The sequence below is a fragment of the Polynucleobacter necessarius genome (genome assembly GCF_900095175.1).
Lineage (GTDB): Bacteria > Pseudomonadota > Gammaproteobacteria > Burkholderiales > Burkholderiaceae > Polynucleobacter > Polynucleobacter necessarius_I.
Genome location: NZ_LT606946.1, coordinates 1,007,607 through 1,028,963 on the forward strand (window position 1 = coordinate 1,007,607; position 21,357 = coordinate 1,028,963).

At 47.0% G+C, this 21,357-nt stretch carries 17 protein-coding genes and 2 pseudogenes; 1 reads left to right on the top strand and 18 read right to left on the bottom strand.

Annotated elements, in window-relative coordinates:
• Positions 1-78: 78 nt before the first annotated feature.
• The 14 genes and pseudogenes from DXE44_RS05250 to ndk form a co-directional block, all read right to left on the bottom strand.
• Positions 79-2,292 (bottom strand): annotated as a pseudogene (locus DXE44_RS05250) (malate synthase G).
• Between the two features lie 60 nt (positions 2,293-2,352).
• Positions 2,353-3,693, bottom strand: a complete 1,341-nt coding sequence (locus DXE44_RS05255) for an adenylosuccinate synthase (protein ID WP_114654360.1) — start codon at positions 3,691-3,693, stop codon at positions 2,353-2,355.
• A gap of 49 nt (positions 3,694-3,742) precedes the next feature.
• Positions 3,743-4,906, bottom strand: coding sequence for an ATP phosphoribosyltransferase regulatory subunit (locus DXE44_RS05260; RefSeq protein ID WP_114653195.1), 1,164 nt, complete (start codon positions 4,904-4,906; stop codon positions 3,743-3,745).
• A gap of 18 nt (positions 4,907-4,924) precedes the next feature.
• Complete coding sequence (gene hflC, locus DXE44_RS05265) at positions 4,925-5,797, bottom strand: protease modulator HflC (protein WP_114653196.1); 873 nt, start codon at positions 5,795-5,797, stop codon at positions 4,925-4,927.
• Positions 5,797-7,299, bottom strand: coding sequence for an FtsH protease activity modulator HflK (gene hflK / locus DXE44_RS05270; RefSeq protein WP_114653198.1), 1,503 nt, complete (start codon positions 7,297-7,299; stop codon positions 5,797-5,799). The genes hflC and hflK overlap by 1 nt, the downstream gene beginning before the upstream one ends.
• On the bottom strand, positions 7,292-8,566 hold the full coding sequence (gene hflX, locus DXE44_RS05275) for a GTPase HflX (RefSeq protein ID WP_269460671.1): 1,275 nt from the start codon (positions 8,564-8,566) through the stop codon (positions 7,292-7,294). Before hflX ends, hflK begins: the two co-directional genes overlap by 8 nt.
• On the bottom strand, positions 8,526-8,768 hold the full coding sequence (hfq, locus tag DXE44_RS05280; protein WP_114653200.1) for an RNA chaperone Hfq: 243 nt from the start codon (positions 8,766-8,768) through the stop codon (positions 8,526-8,528). Before hfq ends, hflX begins: the two co-directional genes overlap by 41 nt.
• Positions 8,769-8,960: 192 nt before the next feature.
• On the bottom strand, positions 8,961-10,325 hold the full coding sequence (der, locus tag DXE44_RS05285) for a ribosome biogenesis GTPase Der (RefSeq protein ID WP_114653202.1): 1,365 nt from the start codon (positions 10,323-10,325) through the stop codon (positions 8,961-8,963).
• Positions 10,322-11,476: an outer membrane protein assembly factor BamB gene (bamB, locus tag DXE44_RS05290; RefSeq protein ID WP_114653203.1), complete on the bottom strand. Its 1,155-nt coding sequence runs from the start codon at positions 11,474-11,476 to the stop codon at positions 10,322-10,324. The genes der and bamB overlap by 4 nt, the downstream gene beginning before the upstream one ends.
• Positions 11,476-12,135, bottom strand: a complete 660-nt coding sequence (locus tag DXE44_RS05295; protein WP_114653205.1) for a YfgM family protein — start codon at positions 12,133-12,135, stop codon at positions 11,476-11,478. Before DXE44_RS05295 ends, bamB begins: the two co-directional genes overlap by 1 nt.
• 47 nt (positions 12,136-12,182) lie before the next feature.
• Positions 12,183-13,508: a histidine--tRNA ligase gene (gene hisS / locus DXE44_RS05300; RefSeq protein WP_114653207.1), complete on the bottom strand. Its 1,326-nt coding sequence runs from the start codon at positions 13,506-13,508 to the stop codon at positions 12,183-12,185.
• A gap of 63 nt (positions 13,509-13,571) precedes the next feature.
• Positions 13,572-14,840 (bottom strand): flavodoxin-dependent (E)-4-hydroxy-3-methylbut-2-enyl-diphosphate synthase, encoded by a 1,269-nt coding sequence (gene ispG / locus DXE44_RS05305; protein ID WP_114653209.1) that lies wholly within the window; start codon positions 14,838-14,840, stop codon positions 13,572-13,574.
• Between the two features lie 18 nt (positions 14,841-14,858).
• Positions 14,859-16,052, bottom strand: coding sequence for a dual-specificity RNA methyltransferase RlmN (gene rlmN / locus DXE44_RS05310; RefSeq protein WP_231970670.1), 1,194 nt, complete (start codon positions 16,050-16,052; stop codon positions 14,859-14,861).
• A 91-nt stretch (positions 16,053-16,143) separates the two neighbouring features.
• A complete protein-coding gene (ndk, locus tag DXE44_RS05315) occupies positions 16,144-16,569 on the bottom strand; it encodes a nucleoside-diphosphate kinase (protein WP_046330292.1) in 426 nt (141 codons plus the stop codon).
• Between the two features lie 293 nt (positions 16,570-16,862).
• Between ndk and DXE44_RS05320 the strand changes: the two genes are divergently transcribed.
• Positions 16,863-17,564, top strand: a complete 702-nt coding sequence (locus DXE44_RS05320) for a Bax inhibitor-1 family protein (protein WP_114653213.1) — start codon at positions 16,863-16,865, stop codon at positions 17,562-17,564.
• Between the two features lie 91 nt (positions 17,565-17,655).
• Here DXE44_RS05320 and rlmD read toward each other — a convergent pair whose 3' ends face one another.
• From rlmD to DXE44_RS05340, 4 genes and pseudogenes are all read right to left on the bottom strand, one after another.
• Entirely contained in the window at positions 17,656-19,098 is a 1,443-nt protein-coding gene (gene rlmD / locus DXE44_RS05325; protein WP_114653215.1) for a 23S rRNA (uracil(1939)-C(5))-methyltransferase RlmD, read from the bottom strand.
• Positions 19,091-19,909, bottom strand: coding sequence for a 3'-5' exonuclease (locus DXE44_RS05330; RefSeq protein ID WP_114653217.1), 819 nt, complete (start codon positions 19,907-19,909; stop codon positions 19,091-19,093). The genes rlmD and DXE44_RS05330 overlap by 8 nt, the downstream gene beginning before the upstream one ends.
• A 31-nt stretch (positions 19,910-19,940) precedes the next feature.
• Positions 19,941-20,690: a peptidoglycan DD-metalloendopeptidase family protein gene (locus DXE44_RS05335; protein WP_231970583.1), complete on the bottom strand. Its 750-nt coding sequence runs from the start codon at positions 20,688-20,690 to the stop codon at positions 19,941-19,943.
• A 17-nt stretch (positions 20,691-20,707) separates the two neighbouring features.
• Positions 20,708-21,331, bottom strand: a pseudogene (locus DXE44_RS05340) (protein-L-isoaspartate(D-aspartate) O-methyltransferase); the annotation flags it as partial.
• Positions 21,332-21,357: the final 26 nt, after the last annotated feature.

Genomic DNA, 21,357 nt, shown 5'->3' on the forward strand with positions numbered 1-21,357 from the left:
TTAAGTAAGTTTTGAGCAAAAGAAAAATGGACTTGCCTTGCGACAAATCCATTTCTATTTGAGGCAAAAAATGAAGATTTAAGCGTGAGCCTTCTTCACTTCTAAGCGCCATGCATGAAGCAAAGGCTCTGTATAACCATTGGGCTGCTCTAGACCTTTGAAAATGAGATCGCTTGCAGCTTTATAGGCATAAGAGTCTTTGTAATTTGGCATCATAGGCTGATACAAAGGATCACCAGCATTTTGGCCGTCAACTACTTTAGCCATACGCTGCAAAGTCTCATTCACCTGAGCTTCAGTCACAATGCCATGCAATAACCAATTGGCAATATGCTGACTAGAAATACGCAATGTTGCGCGATCTTCCATCAAGCCAACGTTATGAATATCCGGCACTTTAGAACAACCAACACCTTGGTCAATCCAACGCACAACATAACCTAATATGCCTTGGCAGTTGTTATCCAATTCTTGCTGAATCTCTTCTTTAGACCAGTTGGCTTTTTCTACTACCGGAATCGTCAACAAATCATTGATCAATGCTTCAGCTTCGGCAGCTGTATCTAACTGCTCCATCTCTTTTTGCAATTGCGCTACGTTAACCTGATGGTAGTGCAAAGCATGCAATGTTGCTGCTGTAGGTGAAGGCACCCAAGCAGTGTTTGCACCTGCCTTTGGATGAACAATCTTTTGCTCGACCATCGCCTTCATGAGGTCTGGCATTGCCCACATACCCTTACCAATTTGGGCGCGACCACGCAAGCCGCAATCTAAACCAGCCAGAACGTTACGACGCTCATAAGCAGACAACCACTTACTGGTCTTCATATCACCCTTACGCATCATTGGGCCTGCATGCATTGCTGTATGCATTTCGTCACCAGTACGGTCGAGGAAGCCAGTATTAATAAAGGCTACACGAGCACCCGCAGCCGCAATTGCCGCCTTGATATTGGCGCTCATACGACGCTCTTCATCCATGATGCCAAGCTTCACAGTGTCTGCAGGCAAGCCAAGCAACTTCTCAACACGGCCAAAGAGTTCGCCAGCAAAAGCAACTTCTTCCGGGCTGTGCATTTTTGGCTTAACAATATATACGGAACCTTTACGGGTATTGCCGATTGCTTGAGTTGCTGGGCGATTGATGTCGTACAAGGCGATTAGTACAGTAACCACTGCATCCAAGATACCCTCGTAAATCTCTTTACCATCGCCAGTAATGATCGCTGGATTAGTCATCAAGTGGCCAACGTTACGAAGGAATAATAAAGAACGGCCGTGCAAGGTGACTACGCCATCTTTTGCATCAAGTGCACCAATGCCAGCCTTGTATTTACGATCTGGATTGAGGGTGCGAGTAAAAGTTTTTCCACCTTTGCTCACTTCTTCAACCAAGGTACCCTTGAGAATACCTAACCAGTTTTCATAGGCAACAACTTTGTCGTCACCATCAACGGCTGCAATCGAATCTTCCAAATCCAAAATAGTAGAAAGAGCGGCTTAGAGCACAACATCGTTAACGCCAGCAGCATCGCTTGCACCAATCGTTTTAGTCTTATCGATTTCGATATCAATGTGCACGCCGTTATTACGCAGAAGCACTGAAGAAGGTGCAGCGGCATCACCCTTGATAGCCAACAAATTGCTTTTCATCAGCAAGACCTGTTTTGCTACCATCTTTAAGACTGACAACTAACTTATTGCCATCCACTGCATAAGCGGTAGCATCTGCATGCGAACCTTTAGCTAGCGGTGCAGCTTGATCTAAGAATTGACGAGCAAAAGCAACGACCTTAGCCCCACGAATTGGGTTATAGCCACCTGCTTTAGTTGCGCCATCTTCTTCAGAGATAACGTCAGTGCCGTAGAGCGCATCATACAAAGAGCCCCAGCGAGCATTTGCAGCATTCAGTGCGTGCGTGCATTAAGCACTGGAACGACCAATTGTGGGCCAGCTTGGAGAGCTAGCTCATCATCGACATTCTTGGTAGTGCCTAAAACTTTTCCCGGCACTTCATCTAGATAACCAATTTCCTTAAGATGCTTGCGATAAGCAGGCATATCCTTAATTGGGCCGGGATTAGCCTGATGCCATTTATCTAAATCCGCCTGCAAACGATCACGCTTTGCCAGTAATGCTTCATTTTTTGGAGTGAGGTCTTTAACGATCTCGTCAAAACCCTTCCAAAAATCGGCACTTTTAATACCAGTACCAGGCAAAACTTTATCTTCAATAAAGCGATATAAGGGTGTAGCCACTTGTAGGCTATTGCATTGTGTACGTGCAGTCATCTATAAACTCCGGAGCAAATAGGTAAGTTAAATAAATAAAAGTTAATTGCTAATAGCTTATTAACCTTTGAATGGATGTTGCAGAAGAATCGTTTCATCACGTTCTGGTCCTGTTGAGACCATAGCAATCGGCTTTCCTGCAACTTCCTCGATACGACGCAGGAACTTCTGTGCCTCTACTGGGAGTTTGTCCCATTCACGAATACCAAAAGTAGTTCCCTTCCAACCTGAGAAATCCTCATAAATCGGTTCACAGCGCGCAACGGCTTCAGCGCCGCGTGGCAATACATCTAATTTTTGACCATCAAGCACGTAGCCAACACAAAGACGAATAGTCTCAAAGCCGTCCAATACATCTAACTTGGTGATACACAAGCCCGACAGGCCATTGATTTGAATTGAGCGCTTGAGCGCGGCAGCATCTAGCCAACCGGTGCGGCGCGGGCGACCAGTAACAGAGCCAAACTCTTTACCAACTTCAGCCAAACGAATACCAACAGGATCTTGCTTAGCTGGATTATCAAAATCATACAGCTCGCTTGGGAATGGGCCAGCACCAACACGTGTGCAATAGGCTTTAGTAATGCCTAAAATGTATTGCAATGAATCTGGACCAACGCCAGATCCAGCAGCCGCATTACCTGCTACGCAGTTGCTTGAAGTCACATACGGATAAGTGCCATGATCAATATCAAGCAAAGTACCTTGTGCACCTTCGAACAATAAATTTTGACCCGCCTGCTCTGCTGCATATAAAGCGCTAGAGACATCAACTACCATGGGCTTAATGCGCTCGGCATAGGACATGGCTTCTTCTAAAGTCTTTTGGAAGTCGACTGGTTCAGCGCCGTAGTAGTTGATGAGCATGAAGTTGTGATATTCCAGGTTCTCACGCAATTGCGCTGCAAACTTTTCCGGATAAAACAAATCTTGAACTCGTAAAGCGCGACGAGCTACTTTGTCTTCGTAAGCTGGTCCGATTCCACGACCGGTCGTACCAATCTTAGCGTTACCACGCTTTTTCTCACGAGCATGATCAATCGCTACGTGATACGGAAGGATCAATGTCGTTGCTTCAGAAATCTTTAAACGAGACTGAACATCTAATCCCGCAGCCTCCAACTCACCAATCTCTTTAAAGAGCGCCTCTGGAGAGAGCACTACACCATTACCAATGTAGCAAATAACATTTTTGTGCATGATTCCAGATGGAATCAAACGTAGAATAGTTTTCTTGTCGCCAATGATCAAGGTATGACCAGCATTATGTCCACCCTGAAAACGTACAACTGCTTGAGCATGGTCCGTTAACCAATCTACTACTTTGCCTTTGCCCTCATCACCCCATTGGGTGCCGATGACAACGGCGTTACGACCATGAGCTTGTTGCTTTGAAGAGATAATAAAATCCAAAAGGTAATTACAGAATTAGTACGTTATTAATGAAGCTTTACTTCTTTTTTACTTCCCATGAGCTGCCCTGCTTTACTAGCTCTCGATCACAAAGATATTCAGCGATTTCTACGGCATCACCATTCATTGCCTGAATAACCACTTCACCAGCCTGACGCAGCTCAGCAATCTTGCTAGCTAAGCTTGCATCGATAATCCAGGGCGCTACGATGGCAGACTTTCTTTGCGCAGCAGGCGCTAGATTAGCCAAGGTCAATAGATCCATTGAAAAACCAGTCGCAGGACGAGGACGTCCAAATGCTTGACCAACATGATCGTATCTACCACCACGAGCTATGGGCTGAGGCAACTTATCGACATAAGCCGCAAACATCACGCCGTTGTGATATTGATAACCGCGTAAGTCTGCTAGATCAATACTAAGCTCAACATCATTGGGTAGTGCGGCAGTTGCAGCAACTAGCTTTTCTAATTGAGTTAGGGCATCGTCAATAAGGGGGTGTTTCGACAGTGCATTTTTAGCGCTCGCCAATACTTGCGCACAAGCGCCATTCAACTCAGAAAGCGCCATCAAGGCTTCGGCTGATTTAGCAGGTAAAGATTTAGCCCAAATCGCTAAACGTGGACGATCTTTACTTTGCAATAAGCCATAAAGAGTTTCGATATCACCCCTATCCAAGTTTTGCCCATCAAGGATGCCCTCGAGCACACCTGCATGAGAAAGATCTAGATACACCTTATTTAGACCGGCAACAGCCAAAGTCTGCAAGAGCAAGGTGACCGCCTCAAAATCAGCCTCCCATCCTGCGCAGCCATAAATTTCAGCGCCAATTTGTAACTCTTCACGAGCTGAGCTGCCAACAGGTGTACGAGCATGTGCAACTGAGCCTGCATAGCAAAGACGGGTTACACCTTGGCGATTCAGTAAATGCGCATCAATTCGAGCAACTTGTGGAGTCATATCAGCGCGTAGACCCAATGTACGACCAGACAGCTGATCGACCAACTTAAAGGTTTGTAAGTTGAGATCTGAACCAGTGCCAGTGAGCAGCGAATCTAAAAACTCCAGAATCGGAGGGGCAACAAGCTCATAGCCATAGGACTGATACAAATCCAGAATGGCACGACGCAGAGACTCTACTTTTCGAGCCTCAGCCGGTAAAACATCGGCAATATCTTCAGGAAGCAACCAACGATTCATGATCTGAAATATTCACTCTCAATTTTTCTTGTGTAAGAACTTAAAGAACTCACCATTTGGTTCGACCACCATGACATCCCTCTTATCCTTGAATGAGCTACGGTAAGCCTGAAGACTTTGGTAGAACTGTGCGAACTGTGGATCACGCCCAAATGCCTCTGCATATAGCGCAGTAGCTCTTGCATCACCAGAACCCTTAATCTTCTGGGCTTCACGATAAGCTTCAGCCAAAATGGTGTCGCGTTGACGCTCGGCGTTTGCTCGAATCTTGTCAGATTCCGCAGCACCAGTTGAACGTAGCTCGTTGGCGACGCGTTTACGTTCAGCTTCCATACGTCTATATACGGAGTCACTAATTTCAGCCAAGAGGTCAACACGCTTGAGGCGCACATCGACGATTTCAACACCAATGTCAGAAGCATCATCAGCTACTTTTTTACGAATACCCTGCATTACCTGCTCGCGTTGATCCGAAATAATCTCTCTGACAGTTCGCTTAGTGAACTCTTCGTTTAGCGCTGAACGCACCAATTGTGTAATGCGATCTTGCGCTAAACGTTCGTCACCTTTGAAGCTGACGAAGAATTTACGAGGATCAACAATTCGCCATTTAACGTAAGAGTCAACTAGGAGATTTTTCTTTTCAGCTGTAATAAAGCGCTCAGCTTCGGGGGTATCAATCGTCAAAATACGACGATCAAAGAAGCGTACATTTTCAAATGGTGCTGGGTATTTCAATTGCAGACCAGGCTGCTCAATCACCCTAACAATTTGCCCGAAAGCAAACACCACAGCAAAGTTGCGCTGATCTACAACAAAAATACTGGAAGCCAGCACATACCCGAGAGCAATCAGACCAGCGATAGCAGCTAAGAGACGATTTGCGTTCATTATCTTGCATCCCCTCTATCACGGCTTCTTAAGCCGTCGCGTTTTTCGGCAGCACCAATGCTCGGCGCATTACTTGAGCTTGGGCTAGTTGCGTTGTTACTAAATGGGGCGGCTGGGTTACCTGTCGCGCCACCCACTGTTACTGATCCGGTAGGTGTAGAAGCCGAGGTCTGACCAGCAGCAACCTGCGCGCTTTCAGCACTCACTTGCGCAATGATCTTATCTAAGGGTAGATAGAGCATGCTGTTGCTCTTAGTGGTATCGACCAACACTTTGGAAACATTGTTGTACATCTCGCGCATGCTATCAATGTACATACGGTCACGAGTTACACCAGGCGCCTTTGCATACTCAGTCAAAACTTGCTTAAAGCGATTCGCATCACCCTCTGCAGTTGCAACCACCCTAGCCTTGTAACCTTCAGCCTCTTGAATGAGTCGATCAGCAGTACCTTTTGCGCGAGGAATGATGTCGTTAGCGTATGCCTGACCTTCACTCTTAAGACGTTCTTGGTCTTGCCCTGCTTTTACAGCATCATCAAATGCTGCTTGCACTTGCTCTGGAGGTTGAACGTTTTGTACGGTCACGCTTGTAACGTAGATACCAGTTTTATAGCTATCTAGAATTTTTTGTATCGAGGCAGCCAAATCAATCGCAATCTTTTCACGGCCTTCGTACAAAACAGTATCCATCTTGCTACGCGCAACAATTTCACGGACTGCAGTTTCTGCGGCCTGGACTACAGTCATATCAGGGTCACGATTATTAAATAAATAATCTGTTGGATCTTTTAAGCGGTACTGAACCGCAAAACGCACATCAATGATGTTTTCGTCTTCAGTCAGCATTGAGGTGTCTTTTTGATTAGTCGCCTTAATCAAAAGTGAGCGCCCCACTTCTACAGAACGCACTCCTGAGACATTCACGGTTTGCTCAGCCTGCACAGGCCAAGGCATGCGCCAGTTAATACCGGGACCAGCCGTGTAAGAGTACTTCCCGAAGGTAGTCACCACCCCAGACTGACCCTCTTGGATCATGTAAAAGCCACTCAAAAGCCATACCAATCCCACGCCACCAGCAATCAGAATCACACTAGGTCTGGAGCCAAAGGGGTTACTGAAATTGAAATTAGGTGCACTCATGCCACCACCGCCATTATTGCCACCACCATTGCCACGCTGGGATGGAGGGGGAATGTCGCTGCTGTTTGGTTTATTTGCGGGTCTGCTAGATGCGCCTGGTTTTTTCTTACCACCAAATAATCCACCCAGGCGATCATTAAAGTCACGCCATAGTTCATCTAAGTCTGGAGGACCATCTGGTCGTGCAGGCCGATTCTGCGGTTGAGTTTCAACGGGCTTATCAGCCTCCGGATTAGCCGGATCGACTTTAGGATTTTGGTCAGAACTTGGACCCTCTTTCGCATCTTTAGATCCGCTGCCTGGGTGACTATTGCCCCAGCCTGGATCATTGACCGAGAACAGCTCAAGAAATTTACGCATCGTTTGGTGAACATTTTCGGTTAGGAAGTGGGTTAAATTCGGAAGTCTCTGGTCGTTCGGGTAAAGGAGCTAAAAACTCGTCTGGATCCATTTGGACCTTAGCGCGATTCTGCTCGACCCTCATTCTATCAGTCATTTGGGAGCATTCAGCCAGCGCTGAACGCAATAAATCAAGGCCAAGGCCAGTCTTAGCGGAAAGGAAAACCTGGCTCGGGATTCCCTCGGAATCTCGGACCAAGACAGCCCCTTCCGTAAAGGTCTGGGGCATCTGGTCAATCTTGTTCATTACCTCAATTCGAGGGATGTCATCCGCCCCAATTTCCCTCAAAACCGCCTCTACTTCAGCCTTTTGCTCCCTGGCTACAGGGCTACAGGCGTCTATGACATGCAAAATCAAGTCCGCATGGATGGTTTCATCCAAAGTCGCCCTAAATGCCTCCACCAATTGATGGGGTAATTCACGTATAAAGCCGACCGTATCAGAGACCACAATAGACCCTACGCCATCCAAATGGACTTTCCGGGAGGTCGTATCTAACGTCGCAAACAGCTGGTCGGCGGCATAAGTCCCTGCTTTTGTAAGGGTATTAAATAAGGTGGATTTACCCGCATTGGTATATCCAACCAAAGATACAGAAAAGACATCTTTGCGATTACGGGCTCTTCTTTGGGTTCTTTGCTGGCGCTGGAGCTTCTCCAACTCCGTTTCCAAGCGCTTAGCTTTGGTTGCTAACATACGTCTATCGAGCTCCATCTGGGTTTCGCCAGGACCGCCACGAACACCAATACCGCCTCGTTGACGCTCCAAGTGGCTCCAAGCTCGCACCAATCTAGACATGCGATAACGTACTTGGGCTAGCTCAACCTGAGTTTTACCAATATGACTTTGTGCTCTCTGGCTAAAGATATCCAAGATCAGGCCTGTGCGGTCCATCACATGAAAACCAATATGACGCTCAAGGTTGCGTTGCTGAGTTGGGGATAAGGGATGATTAAAGATGACTAATTCAGCACCTTGCTCTTCCATCACTTTTTTGACTTCATTTGCTTTGCCAGAGCCAATAAATAAAGCAGGATCGGTTTTGCCCTTCCGAGCAATCACACTAGCAGTGGGTATAGAGCCGGCACTGTCGGCAAGTAGGCTGAGTTCAGCCATGCTGTCCGCAAAATCCTCGCGGCCCGTATCAACCCCAACCAGAACGGCACGCGCCGCATCTACACCTGTTTTATACAGAGCTAACTTCTTCCGTACGGAACTCCACTGCACGTGCAGGGACGATTGTAGAAATAGCGTGCTTGTAGACCATCTGCGTTACGGTATTGCGCAACAGGACTACATACTGATCAAATGATTCAATATTGCCTTGCAGCTTAATGCCATTAACAAGATAGATGGACACAGGGACATGCTCTTTGCGCAAGGCATTCAGGAATGGATCCTGTAGTAATTGGATTTTGCTGTTATTCATACTGCTCCTTATTGATTTTTATTCGCTGCTTCTTTTTTGGGAGTCTTGCTTTTTTATTAAATGCTCTACTGCACGCTACTACTGTCTACCTCCTACATAAGGGGTCTGATACTCAAAAATCAAGCCCCCTAGCTAAAACTTAGCTAAAACATACTTAAACCATATCAAAACTGTACCGCTATTTTTAACTTTTTACTTCTTTTTGCCTTTTTTACCCTTGTCCGCATCAACATAGGGGTTTTTGGCAGTATTCATCTGAATACGCAATGGCGTGCCGCGTAACTTGAACACATCTCTAAAGCGGCCTTCTAAGTAACGTTTATAGCTATCGGTCACACCACTCAAGGATGTTCCATGAATCACCACAATAGGTGGGTTCATGCCACCCTGGTGTGCATAACGTAATTTTGGACGACCCATACCTACTCGCTTAGGCTGTTGATGCTCAATTGCCTCTTGCAAAATACGAGTGAGTTTTGGTGTTGGTAATTTCGCCATGGCTGCAGCATAGGCAAGATCAACATCTTTAAACAACTCTTTCAGGCCAGTGCCCTTTTTTGCAGAGATGGGGTGTACGTTTGCAAAATCGAGGAAGCGCAGTTTTTGAGCAATCTCTAAACGTGCACGCTTTTTAACGTAAGCATCCAAACCATCCCACTTATTCACGGCGACAACCAATGCACGCCCTGCTTCCACAATAAATCCAGCGATATGCGCATCTTGCTCTGAAATATCTTGCTGAGCATCCAGCATCAAGATCACGACATTGCAATCAGCAATCGCTTGCAATGTTTTGACAACCGAGAACTTCTCGATCGCTTCAAATACTTTGCCACGACGGCGCAGACCAGCGGTATCAACCAAAATGTATGGCTTGCCGTTACGCTCAAAAGGAACTTCAATCGCATCACGTGTAGTGCCTGGCATATCGAATGCAATTACGCGCTCTTCACCAATCAATTTATTAATCAGGGTAGATTTACCAACGTTAGGACGACCCACTACCGCAATTTTCATTGGACGATTAGGATCGTTTTCTTGCTCTTCTGGCTTAGGCTCTGGAACACCTAAAGAATCCAAGGCGTCATCAATCAAACCACGAACACCATCACCATGAGCAGATGAAATCGGGAATGGCTCACCTAAACCTAATTCATAGAAGTCTGCCGTAACAACGCCAGCTTGCATCCCTTCTGTTTTATTGACTGCCAGGATGACAGGTCGACCAGTCTTGCTTAAGAAATCAGCAATCACGCGGTCTTGTGGCGCCATACCCAAACGACCATCAACTAAGAAAATCACGATGTCAGATTCAGCAACCGCTTGTTTAGTTTGCTTGGCCATCTCGGCAACAATGCCGGTCTTTGCTACTGGCTCAAAACCTCCAGTGTCCACACAAATAAATGCGCGCTCACCGATGCGACCTTTGCCGTAGTGACGATCGCGAGTTAAACCCGAGAAGTCCGCAACCAAGGCATCGCGTGAACGCGTTAAGCGATTAAAGAGCGTCGATTTACCAACGTTAGGACGACCGACAATGGTAATTACTGGATTCATTTTGGACTGTACGCCGCTAGTTTTCCACCTTGAGACTGAACCAAGATGAGGCCGTTCACCGCAATCGGTGCGGCTGTGATTGGACTGCTGTCATGACGAATGCGGGCCAGCATTTCACCACTCGCTTGTGATAGTGCATGCACATAGCCTTGTGCATCACCTAAGAGGAGAACCTTGCCAACGGCCAAAGGTTCGCCAACATCTCTAAAAGTTAGTTGTGTATTTTCCCAAAGCTGAGAGCCATCCTTTACGGCAAATGCAGTGACATAGGATTTTTCATTTGAAGAAAAAACAAGGTCGGGGCTTTGTGCTGTCCCGGTAAAGCTTGAGTAATCTTTAAACCATAATAAGTTACCCGTACGCGCCTGAGCACACCCAATGCGGCCCTGATAAGAAACAGCGCAAATAGTCTCGCCTACCATACTCGGCTTGGAAGTCACGTCATTCAGACGTTCAATTTCAGAAAACCCTTTTGGAAATGAAACTGGAGTCTCCCAAACTAAACCGCCATTGGCAATCGCAATCATGCCGAAACGACCGCCAGCAAATCCAGTCACGATCACCTCATTGCCAATTGCGAGCATGCCATAACCAACACGCAAAGATAAGGCTGATTGTTGACGTTGATAAGTCCACTTCCGTGTTCCAGTCTGGGCATCTAGACCAATAAAACGGTTATCCAGCGTACGAATGATGACAACTCCACCGGCAACAACAGGCTCAGAGAGTACTTCACTGGCAACATTGACATTCCAGCTTGGCTTGCCAGTATCGTCGTAGGCGTAGACAACACCTTTAGTGGTAACAACTACAGTAGTGCGTCCATCAGACCCAGGCCCGATAGAAAGTCGATCTGGTACAGAGACTTCCCAGAGCTTGTTGCCAGTCATTAAATCAATTTTGACAAGATTGCCGCGATGAGATGCTGCATAGACTGCATCACCCACCACTGCAGGGTCAAAGTTAAAGGGTTCAGATGAGCCAATACTGGTTGACCATACTGGCGCCAATTCAAACTGGTTGCTAACTGTTACAAGCTCAGCGGGTTTGCGTACACGCGAGCCACCAGAGCAGGCTACCAAAGCAACTACTACAGAGCCCAATACAAGAGCTGTGCTTATTAGTTTTGCGACGCGTTTGCAATCCATCATCACTGAGCAACTCCTCCGACGGCGTCTAATTTAACCTTCAAAAGGCGGCGAGCCTCTTCAGGGAATTCTTTTGCATCATTCAACTGCTTCCATGCTGCTTCATAACTCTTACGCGCATCAGCAGTATTTTTTTGTGCCAAATACCAGTCGCCACGTCGCTCTAGCCACAATGCCTCAAAGCCTGCGACAGGCTTATCTTTTAAAATCGCATCAGCTTCGGCTAAATCTTTTTCTGTACCAAGCTCAATTAATTGAGCACTCAAGCGTAACTTAGCTAGAGCTAAGTAGCCCTGGTCAGATGAGTTCTTGGCAGCCCAGCGCAAATATTCCGTCGCTTTGGCAGAATCGCCTGCATCAGAAGCAATCTTTGCAGCCACTAGACTCGACATTGCAGCATAAGGCGTACCTGAATACTGTTTTTGCAAATCATCAGCGGCACGTAAGGTTTGATCTTTATCAGCCTTACCAATTGCTGTCACCATTGTTTCGTAAAGTTGAGATGCAGAAGCGGCCTGACTTGTGCGCCACCATTGATATCCACTATAGGCTGCATAGGCAAATAAGGCGGCGGTGATGACAGCAGTAATCAGGTTGCGATACTTTTGCCAAAATGCTTTAAGTTGATCTAATTGTTCTTGTTCTTCTAGGTCTAAAGGCATGTCAATCCAGGCTAATAAATACAGTATTAATCATTAATGTCTTAATTCTATTCGGTGGCGCCAACTATGGCATCAATTACCGCCTCCACCACACTATCTAGGGCTACCGCCTTCTGGTCGCCAGTACCCCGTAAATCCTTAAGCTGAGCCTCATTCTTAGCCAGCTCATCTGGCCCAATAATGACAGCATAGGCCGCCCCGCTGGCATCCGCTTTCTTCATTTGGGACTTAAAGCTGGCGGTTTGACCATCTGGAGAAAAGAGGATGACGTCGATACCGGCATTGCGCAGGCGTTCAGCAATAATCATGGCCGATGTGAGGGTCTCACCTCCTTGGTGAATCACAAAGACATCGCATTGAGCCTGAGGCTCTGGCAAGGAATCAGACACCTTCATGAGCTCTAGGACGCGCTCCATCCCCATTGCCCAACCACAGGCCGGGGTAGCTTTACCACCCATGCGCTCAATTAAAGGATCATAACGACCACCGCCAGCAATCGTGCCCTGCGCACCCAACTCTTCGGTGATCCACTCAAAAACAGTCAGGTTGTAGTAATCCAATCCACGAACTAGGCGCGGATTGATCTTGCAAGGAATGTTATTTGCCTTGAGTAAAGCCTGAACCGCCTCGAAATGCTTCAGCGACTCTTCACCCAAGAAATCCAATAATTTCGGAGCACCCTCAATCAAATCTTGCATTGCTGGATTCTTGGAATCCAAGATGCGTAAGGGATTAGTCAATAAGCGACGCTGCGAATCTTCATCAAGCTGTTCTTTGTTTTTTTCAAAGTGCCTTACCAAAGCAGCACGATGCTCAGCACGCTCAGGGGCTTGCCCTAAAGAATTGATTTCTAGACGAACGCCCTTCAATCCAAGCTCGTCCCACAGACGTTGACCCATCAAAATAATTTCTGCATCAATATCCGGTCCGGCAAAACCCATCGCCTCAATACCAAATTGATGAAACTGGCGATAGCGACCACGTTGTGGACGCTCATGACGGAACATCGGTCCTGTATACCAAAGACGCTTTGGTCCTTCGTACAGCAAATTGTTTTCAACTACAGAACGAACTACAGCGGCAGTGCCTTCAGGTCGTAATGTGAGCTGCTCACCATTGAGGCGATCCTCAAAGGAATACATTTCTTTTTCAACAATATCGGTTACCTCACCAATGCCACGCTGAAACACTGCAGTTGCCTCCACAATCGGAGTGCGCAAGAACTCATAGCCATAGGCGCGAGTGAGATCACGCAAAACATGCTCAAGATGCGTCCACTGCGCAGCATCGGCTGGCAAGAGATCATTCATACCGCGAACGCCATTAATTTTTTGGATCTTTTGAGCTTTAGAGGAGTTGATCTGGTCTGTCATGTTGTACGTTTGCTTTGTAGTTCTTTTATTGTTCTTGTTTTTTATTCTTACTAGGTTTTGCTCTTACTTAGGGGCGTAATGTTGATTGACGTATTCATCCACAATCACCTGAAATTCTTGGGCAATGTTATCGCCACGTAGAGTCTTTACTTTGACGCCATCAACAAAGACGGGCGCAGCAGGCGTCTCTCCAGTTCCAGGTAATGAAATGCCGATATTAGCGTGCTTACTTTCGCCTGGGCCATTCACGATACAACCCATAACCGCAACGTTCATTGCCTCAACACCAGGATGGGTTTTTTTCCAGACTGGCATTTGCTGGCGCAGATAGGATTGAATGTTGGCAGCTAACTCTTGGAAGGTGGTGCTAGTTGTTCTTCCGCAACCAGGACATGCAATCACCATCGGCGTGAAATTACGCAATCCCATGGTTTGCAATATTTCTTGCGCAACAATAATTTCATTCTCGCGTGGTGCTCCTGGATCAGGAGTGAGTGAGACTCGAATCGTGTCGCCAATACCCTCTTGCAACAAGATTCCCATAGCTGCTGTTGAAGACACAATACCTTTGCTTCCCATCCCTGCTTCGGTGAGACCTAAATGCAATGGGTAATCAGAACGACGAGAGAGATCGCGATACACGGCCACTAAATCTTGCACATTGCTGACCTTGCAAGACAACAAAATTTGATTGGGGTTCATGCCGAACTCTACAGCCTTTTCAGCTGACTGCAATGCCGACTGAATCAATGCCTCAATCATGACTTCTTGTGCAGTCTTAGGAACTGCCAGTGCAGCATTCGCATCCATGATGCTGGCCAGTAAGTCTTGATCTAAGCTGCCCCAGTTCACACCAATCCGAATTGGCTTGTCATATTTGCAGGCGGCTTCGATCATTTGCGCAAATTGAGGATCGCGCTTAGCACCCTTACCGACGTTGCCAGGATTAATGCGGTACTTGGATAAAGCCTTGGCACACTCCGGGTAATCATTCAGCAAGGTGTGGCCGTTGTAATGGAAGTCACCAATCAATGGCACCAAGACATCCATCTTATCCAACTGCTCACGAATATAGGGCGCTGCTTCTGCTGCGGCTGGTGTGTCTACCGTGATACGCACCATCTCTGAGCCGGCACGTGCCAACTCTTTCACCTGAATTGCAGTAGCGACTGCATCAGCAGTATCGGTATTGGTCATGGATTGGACGCGAACTGGCGCATCGCCACCAACAGTAATGATGTTCGTTTTCCAGGCAACGGTTGCCTGACGTGTAGCTCTCTTAGGCGATGGGCCTAAGGGTAGCTTTGGAAGATTATTAGATGAATTACTCATTGGACTTGTTTGATGTAATCAGTCGTCTAATCTTTTGAGCCACTGTACTGAGTGCTCAGGCTGATACTCTTGCTCATCTTCTTCATCATCAAGACTTTCAACACCATCTTGATCGAGATTAATCTGCTTGTCATGCACGGCGCGCTCGCGCACTCTAGTGCGATCAACCACATCACCAGCTAACTGGCCACAAGCTGCAGCAATATCATCTCCACGGGTTTTTCGAACTGTAGCTACCATGCCTGCATCCAACAAAATGCTGGCGAATGCATGAACACGTTGAGCAGTTGAACGCTTCAATCCAGATTCTGGGAATGGATTAAATGGAATGAGATTAATCTTGCATTTGATGTTTGCCAATAAGCGCACCAACTCTTTCGCCTGAATATCAGAGTCATTCACACCATCGAGCATGCAGTATTCAAAGGTTAAGAAATCCCTTGGGGCAAACGGCAAATACCGTTCACAGGCGGCAAGCAATTCTCTTAAAGGATATTTTTGCTTTAGCGGAACGAGTTGGTCATGCAGTTTGTCATTCGGTGCATGTAGCGACACTGCCAATGCAACTGGGCAATCTTGCGCTAAGCGATCAATCATCGGCACAACGCCAGAAGTGGATACGGTCACACGGCGACGCGATAAACCGTAGGCTCTGTCATCAAGCATTAAACGCAAAGCAGTGACAACGTTGTCGTAGTTGAGTAATGGCTCACCCATACCCATTAAGACCACATTGGAGATCACGCGACCGGTGTGCTCCCAGCCTGGCGTTGGATATTTCTCAATACGGCGAACGGCATTTGGATCCGTGCGCAGCAAATGCTCTGCAAACCAGAGTTGACCAATGATTTCACCGGCGGTGAGGTTGCGGGAGAAGCCTTGATGCCCTGTTGAGCAAAAACGGCAATTAACCGCACAACCAGCCTGAGATGAAATGCACAAGGTGCCACGATCATCCTCGGGAATAAATACGGACTCCACAGCATTACCAGCACCAACGTCCAGCAACCACTTACGGGTGCCATCTGCTGCATGCTCATCTTTAATCACTGGGAGAGAGAGGACTTCTGCTTTATCGAGCAGGGTTGCTCTGAAGCTTTTTGCTAAGTCACTCATGTCATTAATGTCAGAAACACCGCGCTGGTGTATCCACTGCATGAGCTGCTTGGCCCTAAAGGGCTTTTCATTCAACCCCGCGACATACGCTGCCATTTGGTCAGCGTCAAAATCTAAGAGATTTACGCGCGGGGAGGTCAATGCGCCTACTTATGTATTAAATAGGTTATTCGTTTGCAATCGTGAATTAACGATTGAAAACGTTCATGCCAGCGAAAAAGAATGCAACTTCGACAGCAGCAGTTTCAGGAGCATCAGAGCCATGAACAGCGTTTGCATCAATGCTGTCAGCAAAATCAGCACGGATAGTGCCTTTGTCGGCCTTCTTAGGATCAGTGGCGCCCATTAGGTCACGGTTCTTAGCAATCGCGCCTTCGCCTTCCAATACCTGAATCATGACAGGACCAGAAATCATGAAGCTCACCAAATCTTTAAAGAAAGGACGTGCAGCATGTACAGCATAGAATTGCTCAGCTTCAGCTTGTGACAAATGCGCCATTCTGGACGCAACAATCTTCAAACCAGCAGATTCGAAACGGTCGTAGATCTTACCGATCACGTTTTTTGCAACAGCATCAGGTTTGATAATAGAAAGGGTGCGTTCGATAGCCATGTAAAACTCCAATAGTGATTTCAAAGATTTTGCTAAATTACTGCCAATTTGGATCCAGGGAGAAGCCTCTCCCCAATTCCTACAAGGCGCCAGGAATTCAGCGACCCCCAAATTATACATCGGCCGACCGTATTTACCCTGATCCAAGCCTTGCTAAGCCCTTGAATTTACAGGGCATAACCCTTTGATTTGTAGTCTTTTTCATGGGGGGCTTGAAATTACCCCATTTTGTCTATACTTACTGTCAACAGCCCCATGTGGGCTCGTGTATTTACTATTAAAAAGGAGTTAATATGAGTGATCTCAACTCTTACGGCTTTGGGCAAACAAGCTCGATCAGCACACCACAGATACGCAACCGCGTTCTGCGCAACACCTACGCCCTTTTGGCGCTCTCAATGATCCCTACTGTCATTGGCGCATGGCTTGGCGTTGCTTTTGGACTCAACTTTATGGCGAGTAACCCTTTCATGGGTTTCATTGTCTTTATGGCAATCGCTTTTGGTTTTTTCTGGGCCATTCAAAAAAATAAGGACAGTGGCTTAGGCATTCTGCTGCTGCTAGGCTTCACCTTCTTTATGGGCATCATGATGTCCGGTCTAGTTGGCTACACACTCAATAGCTACAGCAATGGCGCTACCTTGATCATGCTGGCCTTTGGCGGCACTGCGGCAATTTTTGCCGTGATGGCCTCCATTGCTACTATGAGCAAGAGCGAGTTCTCGGGAATGGGTAAATGGTTGATGGTAGGCGTACTGCTCTTGATCGTAGCCTCATTAGCCAATATCTGGCTGCAGTTACCAGCCTTGATGTTGACTGTGATGGTCTTAGCCATCGGAATCTTCTCTGCCTTTATCTTGGTTGATGTTCAGCGCATTATCAACGGCGGTGAAACTAACTATGTAATGGCTACTTTAGCTATCTACCTTGACGTATATAACATCTTCACCAACTTGCTCGCACTATTGGGCATTATGGGTGGCGACAGAGACTAAGAAATTAGTTTTAAGCTTAATAAAAAGGCACCTGCGGGTGCCTTTTTCTTTGCTTCAATATCTTGATTTGCCGATCTTTTAAATCATTGAATTACTGGAGTCTTTCAAACACTGCTATTGACTCTACATGGGAGGTATGGGGGAACATATTAATGGTACCCGCACTCTTGAGAACATAGCCTGCCTGATGACAGAGAATATCCGTATCCCTAGCTAAGGTCTTGGGATTACAGGAGACATACACAATGCGTTGCGGCGGTAGATCACTGCCTTGCTCATGGAGTTGAGCTAAGGCCTGGCAAATCTCCATAGCGCCCTCACGCGGGGGATCCATTAGCCAGTGCTCAGCTTTGCCCCATGAAGCGATTGTTTCCGTGCTCACTCCGAATAAATTGCTTTGCATGAAGCTGACTTTATCTGCGAGCTGATTATGCTCAGCGTTAGCTTTAGCCCTAGTTGTGAGACTTTCTAAACCCTCAATACCTAGAACTTTGCTTGCCCTTCTTGCCAGTGGTAATGTGAAATTACCAATGCCACAGAATAAGTCGAGTACACGATCGCTTGACTTCACTTCCAGCAAGCGAATCGCCCTACTGACCAAAGCCCGGTTCATCATATGATTCACCTGCGTGAAATCCGCTGGCTTAAATGGCATCTCGATTTCAAACTCAGGCAGACGGTAGCAAAGCTTGCCTGCTAAAGGATAGAACGGCGCAACCGTTTCTATGTCCTTGGGTTGTAGCCATATCCAGACTTGATGCGCATCCGCAAAATCTCTGAGCAACTGTTCATCTGCAGGCGTTAGTGGCAGGAGATTCCTGAATACCAATGCCGTGACTGGCTTTAACTTTTTAGGGTCTTCTGAATTGGGATCCTCGGGCTCACCTACCGCGATTTCAATTTGTGGCATACGATCGACAATAGAAAGGGCCATTACCAATTTACGCATCTCGGGCAACAAGTCAGAAACATGCTTAGGCAAAATCTCACAAGCAGTCATGTCAGCAACATAGCCACTCTTACCTTCATGAAATCCAATCAGCACGGTGCCTTTTTTGATAGAGCGATTAACCGCACTTAAGCGCGCGCGATGACGGTATTCCCAAGCGGGGCCACCCATGGGGCGAAGAATTTCTTCAGGGGCTACTTTAGCTATGTACTTGAGATCATCCTCAAGCACGCGCTGCTTCATGGCAACCTGCGCCCTAATATCCAAGTGCTGCATCGTGCAACCACCACAAACACCAAAGACTTTGCATTTAGGTTCCGCTCTAAATACAGCTGGCTTGAGGACATCGAGTACTTTGGCTTTACTAAAGCGGGCTTTGTCACGCGTAATGACATAAGTGACAAGCTCGGTTGGCAATGCCCCCTGAATAAAAATGACCTTGCCGCTTTGACCAGAATCTAGCTCAAGCCCAGCCTCTTCTTCACTAGGCGCTAAGCGCGCAATGCCTTGTGCGTCCAGATCAAGGGAGTCAACTCGTACCGGCTCAGTCACAACGATGTGGACTGGCTTTTCTCCTCTACGCATCGGGGGCGAAATCCAAGAGATATTCTTGCCACTGCTCACCATGTGGCTCTTTTGACTCTTTCTCTAAATAGGCTTTAACGAAAGTGATTTCTTCTTTGTACTCTTCTAATGAGAAGCCGCCACGCATCAACTGAAAGCGGCAGTACATCAGATAGGTATTCACTACATCGGTTTCACAATAGCGACGAATCTCGTCAATCCTGCCTTCTTGATAGGCCGGCCATACTTGACTACCATCCACTCCCATCTTGCCTGGGAAACCACAGAGTTTTGCCAGGCCATCCAAAGGTGCATTAGCGCGACCATTAAATTTAGCCAGAAGATCCATCAAATCAAGATGACGCATGTGATAACGACTGATGTAGTTGTTCCACTTAAATTCACGACTATCGTTTTCTTGCCCCCCCATCTCCCAATAGCGAGGGGCTTGCACATGGTTTGCTAATGCACGGTAATGGAGCACTGGGAGGTCAAAACCACTGCCATTCCAAGACACTAGCTGAGGGGTGTATTTTTCCACCAACTCAAAGAAGGTTTGAATCAATACCTTTTCATCATCCTGCGCTGTGCCTAGTGCGCCGACCTTAATTTGGGGTGAGCCCTCCTTGGTGGTTCTACGGATGACGCAGGAGATCGCGCAGATGCGCTGCAGATAAAGGGGTAGAAAGTCACTACCGGTTTTCTCGGCCCGCTCTGCCATTGCTTTAGCTGCAACCTCACTGCCAGATAAGGTATCAGGATAGTCATTGAGGCGACGCAATCCTGCAACATCAGGAATGGTTTCAATATCGAAGACGAGAACCGTTGCCATACTTAAATCACTAGCAATTGATCGCGAGCAATTACTGCAAGTATGGCGTTGGATCTACTGGCTTGCCATTCATACGTAATTCAAAGTGGAGTTTTACTGAGTTCGTATCGGTATCACCCATCTCGGCAATCTTCTGACCCTTCTTCACCGTATCACCCTCTTTTACTGAGAGTATCCGGTTATGGGCATAGGCTGTGAGATAAGTATTGTCGTGTTTAATGATGACCAGGTTGCCGTAGCCACGCAAGCTATTACCAGCATAGACCACCTTGCCATCGGATGCTGCGGTAATCGGCTCACCTAACTTACCGGCAATATCAATCCCTTTGGTTTTTTCACTGAACTCTTCAGTGACTTTACCTTTAGCTGGCCATGACAAACGAATGCCTGGCTCTGCAATGACTTCTTTAGGAGCCCCTTTGGCAGCATCGATCTTTGGTGCATCCGCTTTTGGGGCATCACTAGCCGTTTTCGGAATTGGCTTAACAGTCATTCTGCTGTTAGCTGGAGGCTTTACCAAAATTAGGTCGTCCACTTCAATTAAGTTTGGGTTAGATAAATTATTCCACTGCGCTAAATCACGTGGGGACTGCCCATTATCTAAAGCAATGCGGGCTAAGGTGTCACCACGCTTAACGCGATAGTAACCAGGAGGTGCAGGCTCATTACCACCACCACTTCGATCAATGACATTTGCTGGCTTAGTCCTAGGAGTGGTTGAGCAACCGACATTAAATGCCAAAGAGGCGATTGCCAGAAGTAATAGAAGATATCTAGACATAGGGTTTATTGGGTTTTTCATACTACCCCTGATTGTAAGGGGACAAAAAAGACCTCGTCCAGAACCGTTCTTTGATAGCGCTGGGAGCTCATCCGCTCAACCATGATCAATTGCTGCTCTTTTTCATTTTTGGCAACTGGGGCCACAAGGCGACCACCAATAGCCAATTGGTCCAATAAGGCGTCCGGAATACCTAATCCAGCTGCAGCTAGAATAATTCCATCAAATGGGGCCGCTTGAGGCAAGCCTAGGATCCCGTCCCTATAAATGAGGCGCAGGTTTTTAATCCGAAATGGGCGCAGCTTCTCTCTGGCCATGTCGTGCAAAGGACGAATGCGCTCAATTGAATAGACTTCATCAGAAAGCAAACTCAAAACTGCTGCTTGGTATCCGCAACCAGTGCCGACTTCTAATACTTTGCCCAACTGTTGTTTGGGCTTATGTAAAAGCTCAATCATGCGAGCAACTACCGACGGCTTCGAAATCGTTTGTGAATGACCGATTGGCAAAGCAGTATCTTCATAGGCCTGGGGATGCATGCCTGCATCCATAAATGCATGACGAGGAACTGTAGCAATCGCTTCCAAGGTTTTGCCGTGTTTGACCCCAGCAGCGAGGACCTTCGCAGCTAGCGCTTGCCGATGACCAGCATTACGTTCTGCGGATG